At 44.2% G+C, this 16571-nt stretch carries 12 protein-coding genes, 1 other RNA gene and 3 pseudogenes; 13 read left to right on the top strand and 3 right to left on the bottom strand.

All coding sequences use genetic code 11. The annotated features are described in order from the left end of the window. Positions 1 to 84: 84 nt before the first annotated feature. Positions 85 to 1140 carry a zinc-dependent alcohol dehydrogenase family protein gene (locus FRX57_RS04080; RefSeq protein WP_146566966.1) on the top strand — a complete coding sequence of 352 codons (1056 nt, stop codon included), beginning with the start codon at positions 85 to 87 and terminating at the stop codon, positions 1138 to 1140. Between the two features lie 35 nt (positions 1141 to 1175). Here FRX57_RS04080 and pbp1a read toward each other — a convergent pair whose 3' ends face one another. Together pbp1a and recU are read right to left on the bottom strand one after the other, a co-directional pair. Beyond that, complete coding sequence (gene pbp1a, locus FRX57_RS04075) at positions 1176 to 3503, bottom strand: penicillin-binding protein PBP1A (RefSeq protein WP_146566964.1); 2328 nt, start codon at positions 3501 to 3503, stop codon at positions 1176 to 1178. Beyond that, positions 3463 to 4090: pseudogene (recU, locus tag FRX57_RS04070) on the bottom strand (Holliday junction resolvase RecU). The gene pbp1a and the pseudogene recU overlap by 41 nt, the downstream one beginning before the upstream one ends. A 71-nt stretch (positions 4091 to 4161) precedes the next feature. Here recU and FRX57_RS04065 point away from each other — a divergent pair. The 6 genes and pseudogenes from FRX57_RS04065 to FRX57_RS04045 all read left to right on the top strand — a co-directional run bounded on the left by FRX57_RS04065 (position 4162) and on the right by FRX57_RS04045 (position 8375). Next, positions 4162 to 4680 carry an SLOG family protein gene (locus tag FRX57_RS04065; protein ID WP_146566961.1) on the top strand — a complete coding sequence of 173 codons (519 nt, stop codon included), beginning with the start codon at positions 4162 to 4164 and terminating at the stop codon, positions 4678 to 4680. Positions 4681 to 4771: 91 nt separating this feature from the next. Further along, positions 4772 to 5107: pseudogene (locus FRX57_RS04060) on the top strand (DivIVA domain-containing protein); the annotation flags it as partial. Next, positions 5090 to 5170, top strand: a pseudogene (locus FRX57_RS07875) (cell division regulator GpsB); the annotation flags it as partial. The pseudogenes FRX57_RS04060 and FRX57_RS07875, both read left to right, overlap by 18 nt. 14 nt (positions 5171 to 5184) lie before the next feature. Next, positions 5185 to 5562, top strand: an RNA gene (rnpB, locus tag FRX57_RS04055) — RNase P RNA component class B. Positions 5563 to 5622: 60 nt separating this feature from the next. After that, positions 5623 to 6777, top strand: a complete 1155-nt coding sequence (locus FRX57_RS04050; RefSeq protein WP_146566957.1) for a THUMP domain-containing class I SAM-dependent RNA methyltransferase — start codon at positions 5623 to 5625, stop codon at positions 6775 to 6777. A gap of 20 nt (positions 6778 to 6797) precedes the next feature. Further along, the gene (locus FRX57_RS04045; RefSeq protein ID WP_146566955.1) at positions 6798 to 8375 is read left to right on the top strand and encodes a cell division site-positioning protein MapZ family protein; all 1578 of its coding nucleotides are present in this window, start codon (positions 6798 to 6800) and stop codon (positions 8373 to 8375) included. 22 nt (positions 8376 to 8397) lie between these two features. Here FRX57_RS04045 and FRX57_RS04040 read toward each other — a convergent pair whose 3' ends face one another. Then, positions 8398 to 8880: an S-ribosylhomocysteine lyase gene (locus FRX57_RS04040; protein WP_146566953.1), complete on the bottom strand. Its 483-nt coding sequence runs from the start codon at positions 8878 to 8880 to the stop codon at positions 8398 to 8400. A 137-nt stretch (positions 8881 to 9017) separates the two neighbouring features. Here FRX57_RS04040 and FRX57_RS04035 point away from each other — a divergent pair, with 137 nt between their 5' ends. The 6 genes from FRX57_RS04035 to rsmB all read left to right on the top strand — a co-directional run bounded on the left by FRX57_RS04035 (position 9018) and on the right by rsmB (position 16537). Beyond that, on the top strand, positions 9018 to 10625 hold the full coding sequence (locus FRX57_RS04035) for a ribonuclease Y (protein ID WP_146566951.1): 1608 nt from the start codon (positions 9018 to 9020) through the stop codon (positions 10623 to 10625). Between the two features lie 170 nt (positions 10626 to 10795). Then, entirely contained in the window at positions 10796 to 11419 is a 624-nt protein-coding gene (gmk, locus tag FRX57_RS04030) for a guanylate kinase (RefSeq protein ID WP_146566949.1), read from the top strand. Positions 11420 to 11440: 21 nt separating this feature from the next. Beyond that, entirely contained in the window at positions 11441 to 11758 is a 318-nt protein-coding gene (rpoZ, locus tag FRX57_RS04025) for a DNA-directed RNA polymerase subunit omega (RefSeq protein WP_146566947.1), read from the top strand. A 42-nt stretch (positions 11759 to 11800) separates the two neighbouring features. Further along, positions 11801 to 14179, top strand: coding sequence for a primosomal protein N' (locus FRX57_RS04020; RefSeq protein WP_146566945.1), 2379 nt, complete (start codon positions 11801 to 11803; stop codon positions 14177 to 14179). A 113-nt stretch (positions 14180 to 14292) separates the two neighbouring features. Beyond that, positions 14293 to 15228, top strand: a complete 936-nt coding sequence (gene fmt, locus FRX57_RS04015; RefSeq protein WP_146566943.1) for a methionyl-tRNA formyltransferase — start codon at positions 14293 to 14295, stop codon at positions 15226 to 15228. Then, positions 15218 to 16537: a 16S rRNA (cytosine(967)-C(5))-methyltransferase RsmB gene (rsmB, locus tag FRX57_RS04010; protein ID WP_146566941.1), complete on the top strand. Its 1320-nt coding sequence runs from the start codon at positions 15218 to 15220 to the stop codon at positions 16535 to 16537. Before fmt ends, rsmB begins: the two co-directional genes overlap by 11 nt. The last annotated feature ends 34 nt before the right edge of the window (positions 16538 to 16571 follow it).

Here is a 16571-nt window from a genome sequence, read left to right as displayed (position 1 = left end):
TAAAAGACTAACAAAATACTTGCAACCGCTTACTTCGAGGAGTATAATATTGTTAAAGAAATAACAATATTAGAGGAGGCACTTATGAAAGCTGCAACTTACCTTGCCAAGGGGCAATTAGAACTGGTTGACCAACCAAAACCAAGCATCCAAAAGCCAACCGATGCCATTGTCCGTATGGTTAAGACCACTATTTGTGGAACTGACCTCCATATTTTGGGTGGTGATGTGCCCGCCTGTCAACCGGGTACCATTTTGGGCCATGAAGGCTTGGGCATTGTCGAAGAAGTTGGTTCTGCGGTCAGCAATTTCAAGGTGGGCGACAAGGTCATTGTGTCTTGCATCACCTCTTGCAATACTTGCTATTATTGTAAACGTCAGTTGCCATCTCATTGTGAGAGTGGGGGGTGGATTTTAGGTCACCTCATCAATGGTACCCAGGCTGAATATGTTCATATTCCTCATGCGGACGGTAGTCTCTACCATGCTCCGAAAACAGTTGAGGACGATGGCTTGGTCATGCTGTCTGATATTTTCCCAACTTCCTATGAAATTGGCGTGCAAGCATCAGATGTCAAACCAGGTGACAGTGTTTGTATCGTCGGAGCAGGACCTGTTGGCCTAGCAGCCCTCTTGACCGTTCAATTTTATTCTCCAGCCAAGATTATCATGATTGATTTGTCCCAATCTCGATTAGAAGCGGCTAAGAAATTTGGGGCGACCCACACCATTTGTTCGAGTGATTTGGCAGAAATTAAAGGCGAGATTGATGCCATTACTGAGGGGCGTGGGGTTGATGTTTCCATGGAGTGTGTCGGCTATCCTGAAACCTTTGACATCTGTCAAAAAGTGGTTGCTATCGGTGGGCATATTGCTAATCTGGGTGTTCATGGCAAACCCGTTAGTTTTGAGCTACAAGACCTATGGATTAAAAACATTAGTCTCTCAACAGGTTTGGTTAATGCCAATACCACTGAGACCTTGCTTAATGTCTTAAAATCAGGCAAGATTGACGCCACTCAACTGGTCACCCATCACTTCAAGCTATCGGAAGTGGACAAGGCCTATGAGGTCTTTAAGAATGCTGGTACTAATCATGCCCTCAAGGTTATTATTGACAATGATATTACAGTGGTCTAAAAAAGAAAGCTCCAGGTTAACTGGGGCTTTCTTGCTTAGTCACTGTCTATGACACTGGTGTTACCGGAGATTGAATTGACTGCTTCACCAGTTCCTGTGGCAGGAGTTGACGAGTAGATTGGGTCAAAATCAGTGGTTTCTTCATCGGTATCAAGTTTAGCTGAAGATGCTGGTGTCTCCGTTGTTTCCTTACTGCTGATGCTCGTCTCAGTAGAGGATTCAAGGGCTGAACTGCTGGCACTAGCGGAAACCTTGTTGTCAGAAGAACTTGTTTTTTCCTGACTAGAAGAGCTTTTAGCTTCGGAGCTGCTAGTTGTCGGTTGACTATGGTTGGAACGACTCGCTTTTGGTGGGGTATAGTAGTTTTTGTTGTTACTATTGTAACCATCCAAATAGAGCATACCACCGCTACGATACATGCCAGCTGGCATTTCCCAATCATCACTGTAACCACCCGTTAGGTAGGACATGGCGGTGCGATAGACCTGGGCTGCAATTTTCAAGCCATTACCGTAAAGTGGTGTTAGGCGGTTTTTGTAACCTGTCCAAACGGCCATAGAATATTGTGACGTGTAGCCGACAAAGTTAGAATCGGGAGCGATTGTTCCTACATTTTGCGTGTACAGTCCTGTTTCGGCAGCAATGATGTCCAATTCTTCATCACTATAGTTAGAGGTTCCTGTTTTACCAGCCTGTGGCATGTAACCAATAGCGGCTTCGGTACCTGTTCCGTAAGAAAGAACAGTTTTCAACATGTCTGTCATCATGTAGGCTGTTGTTTCTTTCATGGCCCGATTGCCTTCTGGCTTGTAAGTTTTTACGGAGCCATCGTTGAATTCAATCTTGTTGACATATTGCGGTTTGTAATAGGTACCGCCGTTAGCAAATGCAGCATAAGCGGCAGCCATTTTTTCACTACTTGCACCATATTTTTGATCAGCAACGGAAGTGTTACTTGAAATGGCATTTGAGTAGAGGAGCTCAGGGTAATCAATGCCTAGTCCGTTGAGGAATTTGAGGGCTTGATCAAGGCCAGCAGCTTCTAAGGCACGGATAGCAGGGATATTACGCGACTGCATCAAGGCAGTTTGAATGGTCATCCAACCGTAGTACTGACGGTCCCAGTTATAAACTTGGATATCAGTGCCTGGCCAGAAGTAAACCGAGTCATTGGTTGCTTGGGCAGTTGAGGTATAGGCCCCTGTATCAAGAGCAGGTGCATAGTCGGTGATGGGTTTCATGGTAGAGGCCCAGTCACGATCGGTAAGCACGGCTTGGTTGGTTCCAAAAGAAATACTTTCGTCTTGGTTACGTGCCCCCAGTTGGGCAATAACCTGTCCATTGGTAACATCCATGATGGTAGAGGCTACCTGCATTTGGTCATCTGGATAGGCGATATAATCGTAAGTGTTATAAACGTCCCAGAGGTAGCGCTGGAGGTCAGCATTGACATTGGTATAAACTTTTAGGCCAGAGGTGAAGATGTCTTTACCAGTTTTGTCTTGAATCTCTTGAATCACTTGTTTGAGGTAGTTATCCAAGTATTTTTCGTAGCTGATTTTCTTTTGTAGGGCTTGGAGACCGTCTTCAACAGGTGTTGCGACAGCTTCTTGGTAGTCTTTTTCACTAATGCGGCCGTAATTATACATTTGAGCTAGAACGGTATCACGACGTCCTTTGGCAGCTTCGGCATTGGTATAAGGGTCATATTGACTTGGGGCCTGTGGAATACCTGCAAGCAGGGCTAATTGGGCGATGGAGAGCTCAGGTAAATCCTTACCGTAGTAGTTTTTAGCAGCTGTTCGCATGCCGTAGTAGCCATTTCCCATATAGACCTTATTAATGTAGAAGGTCAGGATTTCCTGCTTGGTGTATTTGCGCTCCATTTGGAGGGAAAGCCAGGCTTCTTGGGCCTTACGTTTGATGGTTTGGTCTTTTTCATCAGTAGAGAAATAGGCCAATTTAATCAACTGTTGATCAAGGGTTGAGCCGCCTTGGGTGGTATTGCTAGTCAGATTATGAACAGCAGAGCCCAGGATGCGGAAGATGTCAATCCCACGGTGTTCAAAGAAGCGGCGATCTTCAATAGATGTGATGGCATTCACCAGGTTAACAGGAATGCTATCGGCAGTTACACTTTCACGCTGCTCAGCTCCCAAATCGGCAATTTGATTGCCTTGGCTATCAAAAACCAGGCTGGAATTGACTGCCCGCAACTTGTCCTCGGACAGCGAGGGGGCAGTGATGGCATAAAAGGCAAATAAGAGGCCACCAAGGACGACAGCTAAAATGATGACACTCAAGATAGCTCCGATAGCATATTTAAAGATTTTGATAATAGATTTCGAGTTGATAATAATCACCGCCTAAAATTTTTTTCAATAATATCAAGGTAAGGAACCTGAGGAAAAGCAGAGTTTGCAACGAGATAACCATTTTTTTTGATATAATCAAGTGGCATTGATTTTTTACCATCATCAACACAATAGAAATCAATCAGGTGTTGAGCGGGTAAGAAATAAGTTTCCCTAAGGGTAGAAAAGTGAAGGAGAACAAAACAAATACCGTCTTGCTCTAAAACCTGCCTCATGTGTTCAATCTGATGAGAATGGAAGTTTTTCATGGGCATGGATGTTTTGTGTCGCGTCTCCTTGGCTTCAAAATCAAGATAGAGTCCTTTGTAGACCCCCGAGTAATCGGTTGTCGAGGCCTGTCTAAAATAGGCTTCAACAATCTTAGCTCGGCTACGTCTAGGGTAGTCAACCTTGACAATCTGCACTGGAGTAGGCTTTTTATGGATAACAGCTATATGATGGGCAAGGTAATAGTCGTTTGTTGCATTGATACTTGCTTCAAAGGACATGCCACGATTAGCAAAGTTAGTCAGATTAGCCTTAGCAACTTTGGTTTCAAGCTTCTGCCGTCTTAGTTGATGAGGATAGTTAACCATGTTACTCCTAACCGTTATAATATAACACAAGTAAGAACATTATAGCATATTTTTAGAAAGGATACCAAAAAATGACTGTAATTCTTGTTGCTGGCTATAAAAATAGTGATTTGGGGATTTTTCAAACGTCTGACCCCCGTTTGAAACTAATCAAAAAGGCCATTAAGAAAGATTTGGAGGAGTTGTTGGAAACTGGCTGTGACTGGCTAATCTTTACAGGAAATTTGGGTTTTGAGCACTGGGTTTTGGAAGAGGCCAAGGACTTGCGGACGGTTTATGATTTTCAAATGGGGACTATTTTTCCTTTCGAGGATTATGGTCAGCAATGGAATGAGGCCAATCAAGTAAAACTAGCTGATTTTAAGGGATTGGATTTTGTGAAATACACTTACCCAAGCTATCAAAATCCAGGCCAACTAAAGGCTTATCAGCAGTTTTTGTTGGACCACACTGACGGGGCTTATTTCTTTTATGATGAGGAACATGAAACAAATTTGAAATATTTATTTGCTCAAATGAAAGACATGACAAATTATGACATAAAACGCTTAACCTTTGATCGGCTCAATGATTTAGCTGAGGATTTTTGACGACTTTGACTAAGTTAATTTCTTGATTTTTAGATGGTTTTACTGTATAATGCAAGGGAGAGTTAGCAAGAGCTGCTCTTTTTAGAATGACATGTGTGGGGGCAAGAGAATGGCAGGTATTATTTTGAGTCCAAAGGACATCTTTGAACAAGAATTTAAGACAGTAATGAGAGGCTTTGACAAAAAAGAAGTGGATGAGTTTCTTGATGATGTGATTAAGGACTATGAAACATTTATGGCTCAGATTGATGCTTTGCAGGCGGAAAACCAAGCTTTGAAAGAACAGCTACAAGCAGCCCCTCTTGATAAGGTGGCGGCTGAGCCAAGTCGTGCAAGGGTGAGTTCTGAGACTAGTTATGCTGGTGTGACTAACCCAGCCAGTTCAAAGACGGCTTATATCACCTCAAGTCAGACGGCAACCAATTTTGATATTTTAAAACGCATTAGTCGCTTAGAAAAAGAAGTTTTCGGTAAGCAGATTGTTGAGTGATAAAATGACATGCAATTTTTGGATAATCGCGTGATAGCTTGCTATCATGAGGAAAGTCCATGCTAGCACTGGCTGTGATGCCAGTAGTGTTTGTGCTAGGCGAACAAATAAGCCTAGGGACTTGTCTTAAACGAGTTACGGCGGATAAAATGGCTAAGTCTTTGGATAGGCCAGAGTCATCCTGAAAGTGCCACAGTGACGTAGTTTCCATGGAAACGTGGGAAATGGAACGCGGTAAACCCCTCAAGCTAGCAACCCAAACTTTGGTCGGGGCACGAAATAGCTGGAAGACGAACAGACTATTTTGATTGCAAGGCTTCCTTGCAATAGACAGATGATTATCAAGGGAGATGAGGCCTAGTCATCTCCTGAACAAAACATGGCTTATAGAAAATTGCATAATAGGTGGGCTAGCACTTGGCTAGCTTTTCTTGTAAATAATGAAAGAGTGTATGAAAGAACAATTCAAATTAGTAGCGACAGCGGCAGCTGGCCTAGAGGCGGTTGTGGGACGTGAAATCAGGGAGCGGGGCATTGATTGTCAGGTGGAAAATGGCAAGGTGCTCTTTGCGGGAGATGTCAGAACCATCATTGAAACCAATCTCTGGTTGCGGGCGGCTGACCGGATTAAGATTATCGTTGGTCAGTTTCCGGCCAAAACCTTTGAAGACTTGTTTCAAGGGGTCTTTGCCCTAGACTGGGAAAACTACCTTCCCCTTGGGGCCAAGTTCCCTATTTCCAAGGCCAAATGTGTTAAGTCCACCTTGCACAATGAGCCTAGTGTTCAGGCCATTTCTAAAAAGGCAGTGGTTAAAAAATTGCAAAAACACTACCATCGCCCAGAAGGTGTGCCCTTACAGGAAATCGGGGCAGAATTCAAGATTGAAGTGTCTATCCTGAAAGACCAGGTGACGGTCATGATTGATACCAGTGGTGACAGTCTTTTCAAAAGGGGCTACCGGACAGAAAAAGGTGGGGCACCGATTAAGGAAAACATGGCGGCGGCTATTTTGCAACTCTCCAACTGGTACCCAGACAAGCCCTTGATTGATCCTACCTGTGGCTCTGGGACCTTCTGTATTGAGGCTGCTATGATTGGCATGAAGATTGCCCCAGGTTTTAACCGTCAATTTGCCTTTGAGCAGTGGGACTGGGTCGATAAAAATCTCGTCCAGCAGGTGCGAGACGAAGCCGAGCAAATGGCGGATTACGAGGCTGATTTAGATATTTCTGGCTATGATATTGACGCTCGCATGATTGACATTGCCAAGAAAAACGCCCAAGAGGTGGGCTTGGCTGATGTTATTCACTTTAAGCAAATGCGGGTCCAGGACTTGCGGACAGACAAGGTCAATGGCGTGATTATTTCCAATCCGCCTTATGGCGAGCGCTTGTTGGACAGTCGTCAGGTAGATGTCCTCTACCAGGAAATGGGTCAGGTCTTTGCTCCCTTGACCACCTGGAGTAAGTTTATTCTGACCAGCGATGAGGCATTTGAGCAGAAGTATGGCTCAGTAGCCGATAAGAAACGTAAACTTTATAATGGTACCTTGAAGGTTGACCTCTACCAATATTTTGGTCAGCGGGTTAAACGGAACATTAACTAAAGAAAGGAAAAATAAAAGGTATGACTAAAGATGATAAAAGCTTGACGGAGAAGGCTAAGTTGAATTTTGAAAAAGCAAAAGAGATGACAATTGGCGAAGCTGTTCGTAAAGAATCGGAATTGCGGGCGGGAGTGACCGAAGATGATGGTGTGCTAGATAAGTACATCAAACAAAATCGAGATCAGGTAGAGTCGCAAAAATTCTCTAATATTGATATTGACAAGCTGGATACAGCTGTCTTGGATAATTTTATCAAACAACAACGAGAGGAATTGTCGCAGACAGGTTTGCTTCAGGAAGAGCCCCTTGCCTCAGTCAAAACCGAGGAGCAAGTCGTTGCCGAAAAGGTGGAACAAGCAAGTCAAAAGACTACGTCTATTTTTGATGAGGTTGATGTGGCCCCAGTTGCACCAGCAAGGACTTCAAATTTGTCACGTGTTAATGATAGCGCAGAAGACGATTTTGTCTTGGGAGATGAGGCGGATCAGGTTCCTGTTTATAAACGTAAAAAATGGCTCTTGGGTGGATTAGCAGCCCTGACCTTGGGTGTTTTTGGTCTAGGCTATGCTCTAAACCAGTCAGGTAATGCTGCTAAAACATCTGTGACAGGAAGTAATGCCACTAGCCAAAGTAGCACGACTTCGTCAAGTAGCAACAAGTCTGCGGAAAAAGCTGCGGCCAAGGCGGATTTAGATGCCTTTAATCAAACCTATGATAGTTTTTTTGCAGATAGTGAAAAAACGAAATTGAAAAACAGTGAATTTGCTAACCTACCGAATCTAGAGTCAGCCCTGAAAAAATTAGAAGGGACTGAAGAATATAGTCAGGCTAAGGCAAAATATGATAAATTAAGTAAAGCAATGGCTGCAATTCAAGCGGTTAATGCCAAGTTTGAAACAGAGGCCATTGTCGATGGTGAAAAAATGGCAGCCACGCTTAAGGCTGATGCTAACTTGGATGATTTGACTAGCGATGTGTTAAACACGGGGAACGCTTCAGTTGATACCCTCCTCCAGTCTGTTATCTCAGAGGCTCGAACAAATGCTGTAACAACCGGATTGACTCCTGAAGAAAAAGCGGCTCAAGAAGCAGCGGCAAGTGAAGCTGCAGCAAATACAGCAACAGATGCTGCGGTTAATACAGAAGGAGCTACGGCTGACCAAACAACCCCTGCTCAATCTTCGGAGGCGGTAGCTCAAACTCCAAGTTCAGAGGTGGCTGCAGTTACTCCGGCACCAGCCCCTGTTCAAGAGCAAGCAGCGACACCAGCTGCTCCAGCCGTGAGCAGCATTGGCTCAGATTCGTCAGTTTTGCAAAGAAATCTGACACGGGTGCCTTACAATGACAGTGCCATTGCAGACACTGCCAATCCAGCCTGGGCTTTTAATCCTGGCGTCTTAGAGAATATCATTGCGATTTCTCGAGCTCGTGGCTACTTTACGGATAATAACTACTATGTTGAGCCAGTCAATATTATCAATGGCAATGGTTACTACAACATGTTCAAGTCAGATGGAACCTACCTTTTCTCCATTAATGCGAAGACAGGTTACTTTGTCGGTAATGCCCCAGGTAATGCAGATAATTTGGATTATTAAAAAAGAGCCGATTGGCTCTTTTTTAGATAAGCTGTCGTTCAAAGGGGTCGGTAGAGATACCTTGTTCCAAGATAAGTTTGGCCCATTCTTTGGCAGAAAAGAGACTGTGGTCCTTGTAGTTACCACAAGATTCAATAGTAGTGCCTGGAACCTCTTCCCAAGTGGTTGTCGTTGCAATTTCTTCAAGTGATGATTTGATGACCTTGGCTAAATCAGCTGATGAATGCTTGCCCCACATGATGAGGTGAAACCCAGTACGGCAGCCAAAAGGCGAGCAGTCAATCATACCATCAATCCGTTGGCGAATGAGTTTCGCCAATAAATGTTCAATGGTGTGGAGGCCAGAAGTCGGAATAGCGTCCTCGTTTGGTTGCACCAGACGAATATCAAAATTGGTGATGACATCACCAACTGGCCCGTATTCTTCTGAAATCAGACGGACATAAGGGGCCTTGACGGCTGTGTGATCTAGCTCAAAACTTTCAACAATAACTTCTTTTGTCATGCGAACTCCTTAAAATGAATGGTTTATTTTATGATACCATAAATTTGAAAAGCTTATCTAGTTTTAGATTGTGAAAAATGTTAGTTTATGATAAAATGAATACTGGCTGAGGTCAAAAATAAATTGAGGTAAAAAACATGATACAACTAATTTTAGGACTTGTTTCTTCCCTCATTGGTTTGTTGATTGGTTATGCAGTTATTTCAGCCAAAATGAAATCGGCGAAAGAAACTGCAGAACTAACTCTTTTGAATGCAGAACAAGACGCAGTGAATCTACGTGGTCAGGCAGAATTAGAAGCTGACCAAATTAGACAAGCTGCCCAGCGCGATGGTAATGCTCAACGCAAAGAATTACTTATCGAAGCAAAAGAAGAGGCTAGGCGTTATCGTGAAGAAATTGCTCAAGAATTTAAGTCTGAACGTCAGGAATTAAAACAAATGGATAACCGCTTGTCAGAGCGGGCCCATTCGCTTGATCGTAAAGATGAAAATCTGGCTAGCAAGGAAAAAATGCTAGAGAAAAAAGAGCAAAGTCTTACGGATAAGTCTAGACATATTGATGAGCGTGAAGAACAGGTGGCCCAACTAGAGGTCAAAAAATCAGAAGAGCTGCAACGTGTGGCCAATATGACCATCGCTGAAGCTCGTGAGATTATCTTAACGGAAACGGAAAATAATCTTACTCAGGATATCGCTGCCCGCATTAAGGCGGCGGATCAGGAAGTGCGTGACCGTGCGGATAAGACAGCCAAGGAGCTCTTGTCTCAGGCTATGCAACGTTTGGCTGGAGATTATGTGGCAGAGCAGACCATTACGACGGTCCATTTGCCAGATGATAGCATGAAAGGACGGATTATTGGCCGTGAGGGGCGCAATATTCGCACCTTGGAAAGCTTAACGGGGATTGATATTATCATTGATGACACGCCAGAAGTGGTGATGTTGTCAGGTTTTGACCCGATTCGTCGGGAGATTGCCCGCCTAACTCTAGAAGCCCTAATCAAGGATGGGCGGATTCACCCAGCCCGTATTGAGGAGCTGGTTGAAAAAAATCGTCAGGAGTTAGACAATCGTATTCGTGAGTACGGTGAAGCGGCAGCCTATGAAATTGGGGCCCTCAACTTGCACCCTGATTTGATTAAAATCATGGGACGGCTACAGTTTCGAACAAGTTATGGGCAAAATGTCCTTCGTCATTCGGTTGAGGTTGGTAAATTGGCAGGTATTTTGGCCAGTGAACTAGGCGAAAATGTCGCCTTGGCTCGCCGAGCTGGTTTCTTGCATGATATGGGTAAGGCGATTGACCGTGAAGTTGAAGGTAGCCATGTGGAAATTGGTACTGAGTTTGCTCGCAAGTATAAGGAGCACCCGATAGTGGTTAACACCATTGCCAGCCATCATGGGGATGTAGAACCAGAAAGTGTTATTGCAGTGATTGTTGCTGCAGCAGATGCGCTTAGTTCTGCCCGTCCTGGGGCCCGCAATGAGTCAATTGAGAACTACATTAAGCGTCTGCGTGACCTGGAAGATATCGCTACTAGCTTTAGAGGGGTTAAGCAGAGTTATGCCCTTCAAGCAGGTCGTGAGATTCGGATTATGGTGCAACCAGATAAGGTTTCTGACAAGCAGGTCACAATTTTGGCCCATCAGGTCCGCAAGAAAATTGAGAATGAGCTCAATTATCCAGGCAACATTAAAGTCACTGTTATTCGTGAGCTGCGAGCAGTAGACTATGCCAAATAAGAATCAAACAAGTGTCTGTCAGGACACTTGTTTTTTGGTTTTTATAGGATAAAATGAAAGGTTTAAATTTATGATTATTTTGCGAGAAAATGGAAAAATTCTAGTTCTAACCTTGAAAAATAAGGTAGATTTTGATAGACTGGTAGGTAAGAATAATCAAGGAGAGTAACATGTCTGAACGTGGGCTTTTAATCGTTTTTTCGGGACCTTCTGGTGTCGGCAAGGGAACGGTTAGGCAAGAGATTTTTTCAACCCCTGATCATAAATTTGAGTATTCGGTCTCAATGACGACGCGGCCACAGCGTCCTGGGGAAGTTGACGGTGTGGATTATTTTTTCCGCAGCCGTGAGGAGTTTGAGGACTTGATTCGTCAGGGGCAGATGTTGGAATATGCCGAATATGTCGGTAATTACTACGGTACTCCCCTCAGCTATGTCAATGAAACCTTGGACAAGGGGATTGATGTTTTTCTTGAAATCGAGGTCCAAGGGGCCTTGCAGGTCAAGAAAAAAGTACCAGATGGTGTTTTTATTTTTCTAACTCCACCTGATTTAGAAGAGCTACAAGACCGTTTGGTGGGTCGTGGGACCGATAGTGAGGAAGTTATTGCCAAACGAATTGAACGAGCTAAGGAAGAGATTGCCCTCATGCGTGAATATGATTATGCTGTTGTTAATGACGAGGTTGCTCTAGCGGCCGAACGGGTCAAGCGCATCATTGAAACAGAGCATTTCCGTGTGGAGCGTGTCATTGGTCATTATGATAATATGATTAAAGCAACCGTGAAGAGATAAGTTAGAAAAGAGTAGAGAGCTATGATGTTAAAACCGTCAATTGATACCTTGTTGGATAAGGTACCATCAAAATATTCGTTAGTGATGCTACAGGCTAAGCGAGCCCATGAACTTGAAGCTGGAGCAGAGCCAACAAAAGAATTTACAGCTGTTAAGTCAACCCTGCGTGCTTTAGAAGAAATTGAGGCTGGTTTTGTAACCATTCATCCAGATCCTGATGAAAAACGTAATCAGGTTCTATTGCGCAAGGAAGCAGAACGATTAGCGCGTGAAGAAGAAGAGCGTCGCATTAAAGAACAAATTGCTAAAGAAAAAGAAGAAGAGGGAGGAAAAATCTAAGATACTTATCTTAGATTTTTCATTTCATATAGGAGGTGGACGATGACAGTTGCTCGGATTATTGTTGACATTCCGTCAATGCAGACAGATAAACCTTACTCTTATCGGGTACCTCAGGCCCTGTTGTCCTTGGTGGCGGTGGGAAGTCGGGTACATGTTCCTTTTGGTCGCAGTAACCGCCTTTTGCAGGGATTTGTTGTGGAGCTAGTTGAAGAGGACCTTCCTTCGTTGAAGGAGGTGGCCGCTGTATTGGATCTCGAGCCGGTGCTTAATCAAGAACAGCTCGACTTGGTCAATCAAATGAGAAAGACGGTTTTTTCGTATAAAATTACCCTACTCAAGGCCATGTTGCCCAACCTCTTAACTTCTGATTATGACCGGCTATTACGACCGAACCAGGCTCTTGATCCAACAGACAGGTTAGCCATTTTTGGCCAAGCAGAGCAGGTCTTGTGGTCTCAGCTACCTGCTGAGGTGGAGGGGCAAGTGGTCTCTTTAGTTAAGGCAGGTTTGATTGATCTTGCTTATATTGCTAAGGATAAAAAGACGATTAAACGCCTAAAATCCTACAAGGTTGATGCTGCTTATTTAGCGGAACTTGTGATTGCCCCCAGGGCTAAAAAACGTCTGTTGCTCAGGGAATACCTACTAGCTCATCCCCAAGGCTTGTTAAGTGATCTTTATCAAACCTTTTCACGGGATCAAGTCCATTATTTTCGTGAGCTTGGGGTCCTGTTTCTTGAAGAAACCGAGGTTAATCGGAGTCAGCTTTACTTTGAGGGGGTAACGAAGTCAGAGCGTTTGACCTTGAATGATGAGCAGGCCGAGGTTTTAGAACAACTAAAGGATAAGATTGGACAAAGGTCAGTGCCTGTTTTGTTACAGGGGGTTACGGGAAGTGGCAAGACAGAGGTCTATCTACAGTTGATTGATCAGGTTCTAACCTTAGGAAAGACGGCTATCGTCTTGGTTCCAGAGATTTCCCTAACCCCTCAAATGAGCCGACGCTTTATTGCTCGCTTTGGTCAGCAAGTGGCCATGCTGCATTCGTCTCTGTCTGATGGGGAAAAATTTGATGAGTGGCGTCGGATAAAAACAGGTCAGGCTAGAGTGGTTGTTGGAGCTCGTTCAGCGATTTTTGCTCCCTTGGAAAATATTGGGGCTATTATTATTGATGAGGAGCATGAATCAAGCTACAAACAGGAGTCTAATCCTCGTTATCATGCGAGAGATGTGGCCGTTTTACGGGCCAATTACCATCAGGCGGTCTTAGTGTTAGGGTCTGCGACCCCAAGTATTGAGAGTCGGGCTCGGGCCAGTCGAGGCGTTTACGATCGCCTTAGTTTGACGCAGCGGGCTAATCCTGCGGCGAGTCTCCCCCAAATTGAGCTTGTGGATTTCCGTGATTATCTTGGCCAACAGGCAGTTAGTAACTTTACCCCAAGGTTATTGGAGAAGATCCAAAATCGTCTGGATAAGGGGGAGCAGGTAGTCCTGATGCTCAATCGGCGGGGTTATTCAAGCTTTGTCATGTGTCGGGAATGTGGTGCGGTTGATCAGTGTCCCAACTGTGATATTTCTCTGACCCTACATATGACGACCAGAAGTATGAACTGTCACTATTGTGGTTTTCAAAAGGGCATTCCTCAGATCTGTAGCAATTGCCGGAGTTCGACCATTCGCTACTATGGCACAGGAACCCAGAAGGCTTATGATGAATTGCTGCAAGTCTTTCCTCAAGCTAGAATTCTCCGTATGGATGTTGACACCACGAGAAAGAAGGGCGCCCATCAGGCGATTTTAGAACGTTTTGGTCGGCAAGAAGCTGATATTTTGTTAGGTACCCAGATGATTGCCAAGGGGTTGGACTTTCCTAATGTCACTCTGGTTGGGGTACTGAATGCAGATACGGCAATCCATCTGCCAGATTTTCGCTCTGCAGAGCGGACCTTTCAATTGTTGACCCAGGTAGCCGGTCGGGCTGGTCGAGCAGCTAAGGCTGGAGAGGTTATCATTCAAACCTATAATCCTCAGAATTATGCCATCCAGTTTGCTAAAAATCAGGATTATGAGGGGTTTTATGCCTATGAAATGCCCTTGCGGCAGCGTTTAGCCTATCCACCTTATTATTACACCGTGGGTCTCAGTTTGTCTCATGCTCAGGAAGAAGTGGTCATGAAACAGGCCTATGAGATATTGGACTTGCTACGGCAGTATTTATCGCCCCAAGCCAAGATTTTGGGGCCTGTGCCCAAGCCTATTGCCCGGACTCATAACCTTTATCATTATCAAATTATTGTTAAATATCGGTTTGAAGCAGGATTAGAAACTGTTCTTAACCACATTTTGGCCTTGAGTCAGTCGCCTGAGCAAAAAGGATTACGTTTGAGCATTGATAGTGAACCTCAACATTTTCTCTGAGCCTTGAGAAAACGCATTAAGACCTGATTTTAGCAAGTTTGCCATGTTATTTTTGCCTAAATATGGTAAAATAAAAGAATATTAATTTGAGTGGAAAGTTGGTCAACACCGTCATGACAAAATTGATTTTTATGGGAACGCCAGATTTCTCGGCCACCGTCTTGCAAGGTCTCCTAGACAGCCAGGCCTATGAGATTTTAGCAGTGGTGACCCAGCCAGACCGCCAGGTGGGTCGTAAGAAAGAAATGAAACAAACACCAGTGAAAAAATTGGCTCAGGCTTATGGGCTAACTTGCTATCAACCTGAAAAATTATCTGGCAGCCAGGAGATGGCAGAGTTGATGGCGCTTGGCGCCGATGGAATTGTGACAGCGGCTTTTGGCCAGTTCTTGCCAGAAAAATTACTCAATGCGGTTGACTTTTCCATCAATGTGCATGCGTCACTCTTGCCCAAATATCGAGGGGGAGCACCCATTCATTATGCTTTGATAAATGGTGACAAAGAAGTTGGTGTGACTATTATGGAAATGGTTAAGCAAATGGATGCCGGAGATATGGTAGCCAAGGCCAGTATTCCTATTCAAGAAGAAGACAATGTCGGAACCCTCTTTGATAAGTTAGCGGTGGTTGGACGTGATTTATTATTGCATAGCCTGCCGGCCTATATAGCAGGAGAGTTGCAGCCAATCGCTCAAAATGAGGAAGAAGTGACTTTTGCACCTAATATCAGTCCAGAAGAAGAAGTCTTGGATTGGCATAAGACAGCGAGAGAGTTGTTTAATCAGGTGCGTGGCATGTATCCTTGGCCGGTAGCTCATACCTTTTTAGCTGGCAATCGCTTCAAGATTCAGCAACTAGTAGAGGTGGATAGTCAAGGCCAACCAGGTCAAATTATTGAAAAGACCAAGAAAAGGTTGGTGGTGGCAACTGGCCATGGAGCGGTTTCTCTGTTGCGGGTTCAGCCAGCGGGTAAACCACAGATGGCTATCGGTGACTTTCTTAATGGTTTAGGACGAGATTTGCAAGTAGGAGATTATTTTGGCAAATAAATGGCAGGAAACAGCGAGAGGTCAAGCCTTGTTAACGTTGGCAGAAATCTTCCACGAAGGAGCCTATACCAATATTGCCTTGCATAAAAGATTATCCGGCAGTCAATTATCTCGGGCAGATAAGTCCTTGTTGACTGAACTGGTTTACGGAACGGTTACTCGTAAATTAACCTTAGAATGGTATCTCTCCCATTATGTAGCTGATCGTGATCGATTAGATAGTTGGGTTTATGACTTACTATTGATGAGTGCTTACCAGTTGTTGTATCTGGATAAGATTCCCCAACATGCGGTGGTCAATGAAGCGGTACAGTTGGCTAAGCAGCGCCAATCTAAAGGGGCAGACAAGTTAATTAATGCCATTTTGCGGCAGCTAAGCCAGCAGGATTTACCAGACCCTCAAACGATTAAACGGTTAAATAAACGTTATGCAATCATGTATTCGTTACCAGTCTGGTTGGTTAGAAAGATGATTGAGCAGTTTGGTCAAGAACGGGCAGTTCAGATGTTTGCCAGCCTTTTGGAACGCAATAAGGCTAGTGTCCGAGTGACTCAACCAGAGAAGTTGGCGGAGCTCAAGGATGAATTGGCAGCTAGCCCGTCATTATTATCGTCAGTAGGCCTGGTTAAGGACTCAGGGCATTTTGCAGGAACTAGGGCCTTTAAGGCAGGCGAGATTACGATTCAGGATGAATCAAGTCAGTTGGTAGCGCCGACTTTAGGCTTGGAAGGTCATGAAATTGTTTTAGATGCCTGTGCCGCTCCTGGTGGCAAGACTAGTCACCTAGCCTCCTACTTGACCACTGGTCAAGTGCTGGCCTTGGATTTGTATGACCACAAATTGGCCTTGATTGAGGAAAATGCTAAGCGCTTGGGACTGACTGATCGCATTAAAACGCAGCGCTTGGATGCTAGTCAGGTCCATAAACAGTTCCCTGCTGAGACTTTTGATAAAATCTTGGTAGATGCCCCATGTTCAGGTTTGGGACTGCTTCGGCGTAAGCCAGATATCAAATATCAGAAAAAAGAAGCTGACTTGCAAGAACTGCAAACGATTCAGCTAAAAATACTTGATAGTGTTTGTCAAACACTGAAAAAAGGTGGTATAATAACCTATAGTACCTGTACTATTTTTTCAGAGGAAAACCAAGACCTTATTCAACGATTTTTGGAGACTCATCCAAACTTTGAACAAGTCAACCTGGAACATGACCAAAAAGACATTATGGTTGACGGTTGCCTCGTCATTACACCTGAACAATATCAAACCGATGGTTTTTTCATTGGACAGGTAAGACGTATCTCTTAGAACGAAAGGAGACTGACTTAGTCAGAAGGAAATA

The organism is Streptococcus cuniculipharyngis, from assembly GCF_007859195.1.
GTDB lineage: Bacteria > Bacillota > Bacilli > Lactobacillales > Streptococcaceae > Streptococcus > Streptococcus cuniculipharyngis.
Note: the sequence above shows the minus strand (reverse complement) of the source record. Positions and strands in the feature narration are given on the sequence as shown.

Bases quoted from the DNA above. Each gene is read 5' to 3' on its own strand.
- FRX57_RS04080 (WP_146566966.1), top strand. From the start codon at position 85: ATGAAAGCTGCAACTTACCTTGCCAAGGGGCAATTAGAACTGGTTGAC.
- FRX57_RS04065 (WP_146566961.1), top strand. From the start codon at position 4,162: ATGACTGTAATTCTTGTTGCTGGCTATAAAAATAGTGATTTGGGGATT.
- FRX57_RS04050 (WP_146566957.1), top strand. From the start codon at position 5,623: ATGAAAGAACAATTCAAATTAGTAGCGACAGCGGCAGCTGGCCTAGAG.
- FRX57_RS04045 (WP_146566955.1), top strand. From the start codon at position 6,798: ATGACTAAAGATGATAAAAGCTTGACGGAGAAGGCTAAGTTGAATTTT.
- FRX57_RS04040 (WP_146566953.1), bottom strand. From the start codon at position 8,880: ATGACAAAAGAAGTTATTGTTGAAAGTTTTGAGCTAGATCACACAGCC.
- FRX57_RS04035 (WP_146566951.1), top strand. From the start codon at position 9,018: ATGATACAACTAATTTTAGGACTTGTTTCTTCCCTCATTGGTTTGTTG.
- gmk (WP_146566949.1), top strand. From the start codon at position 10,796: ATGTCTGAACGTGGGCTTTTAATCGTTTTTTCGGGACCTTCTGGTGTC.
- rpoZ (WP_146566947.1), top strand. From the start codon at position 11,441: ATGATGTTAAAACCGTCAATTGATACCTTGTTGGATAAGGTACCATCA.
- FRX57_RS04020 (WP_146566945.1), top strand. From the start codon at position 11,801: ATGACAGTTGCTCGGATTATTGTTGACATTCCGTCAATGCAGACAGAT.
- fmt (WP_146566943.1), top strand. From the start codon at position 14,293: ATGACAAAATTGATTTTTATGGGAACGCCAGATTTCTCGGCCACCGTC.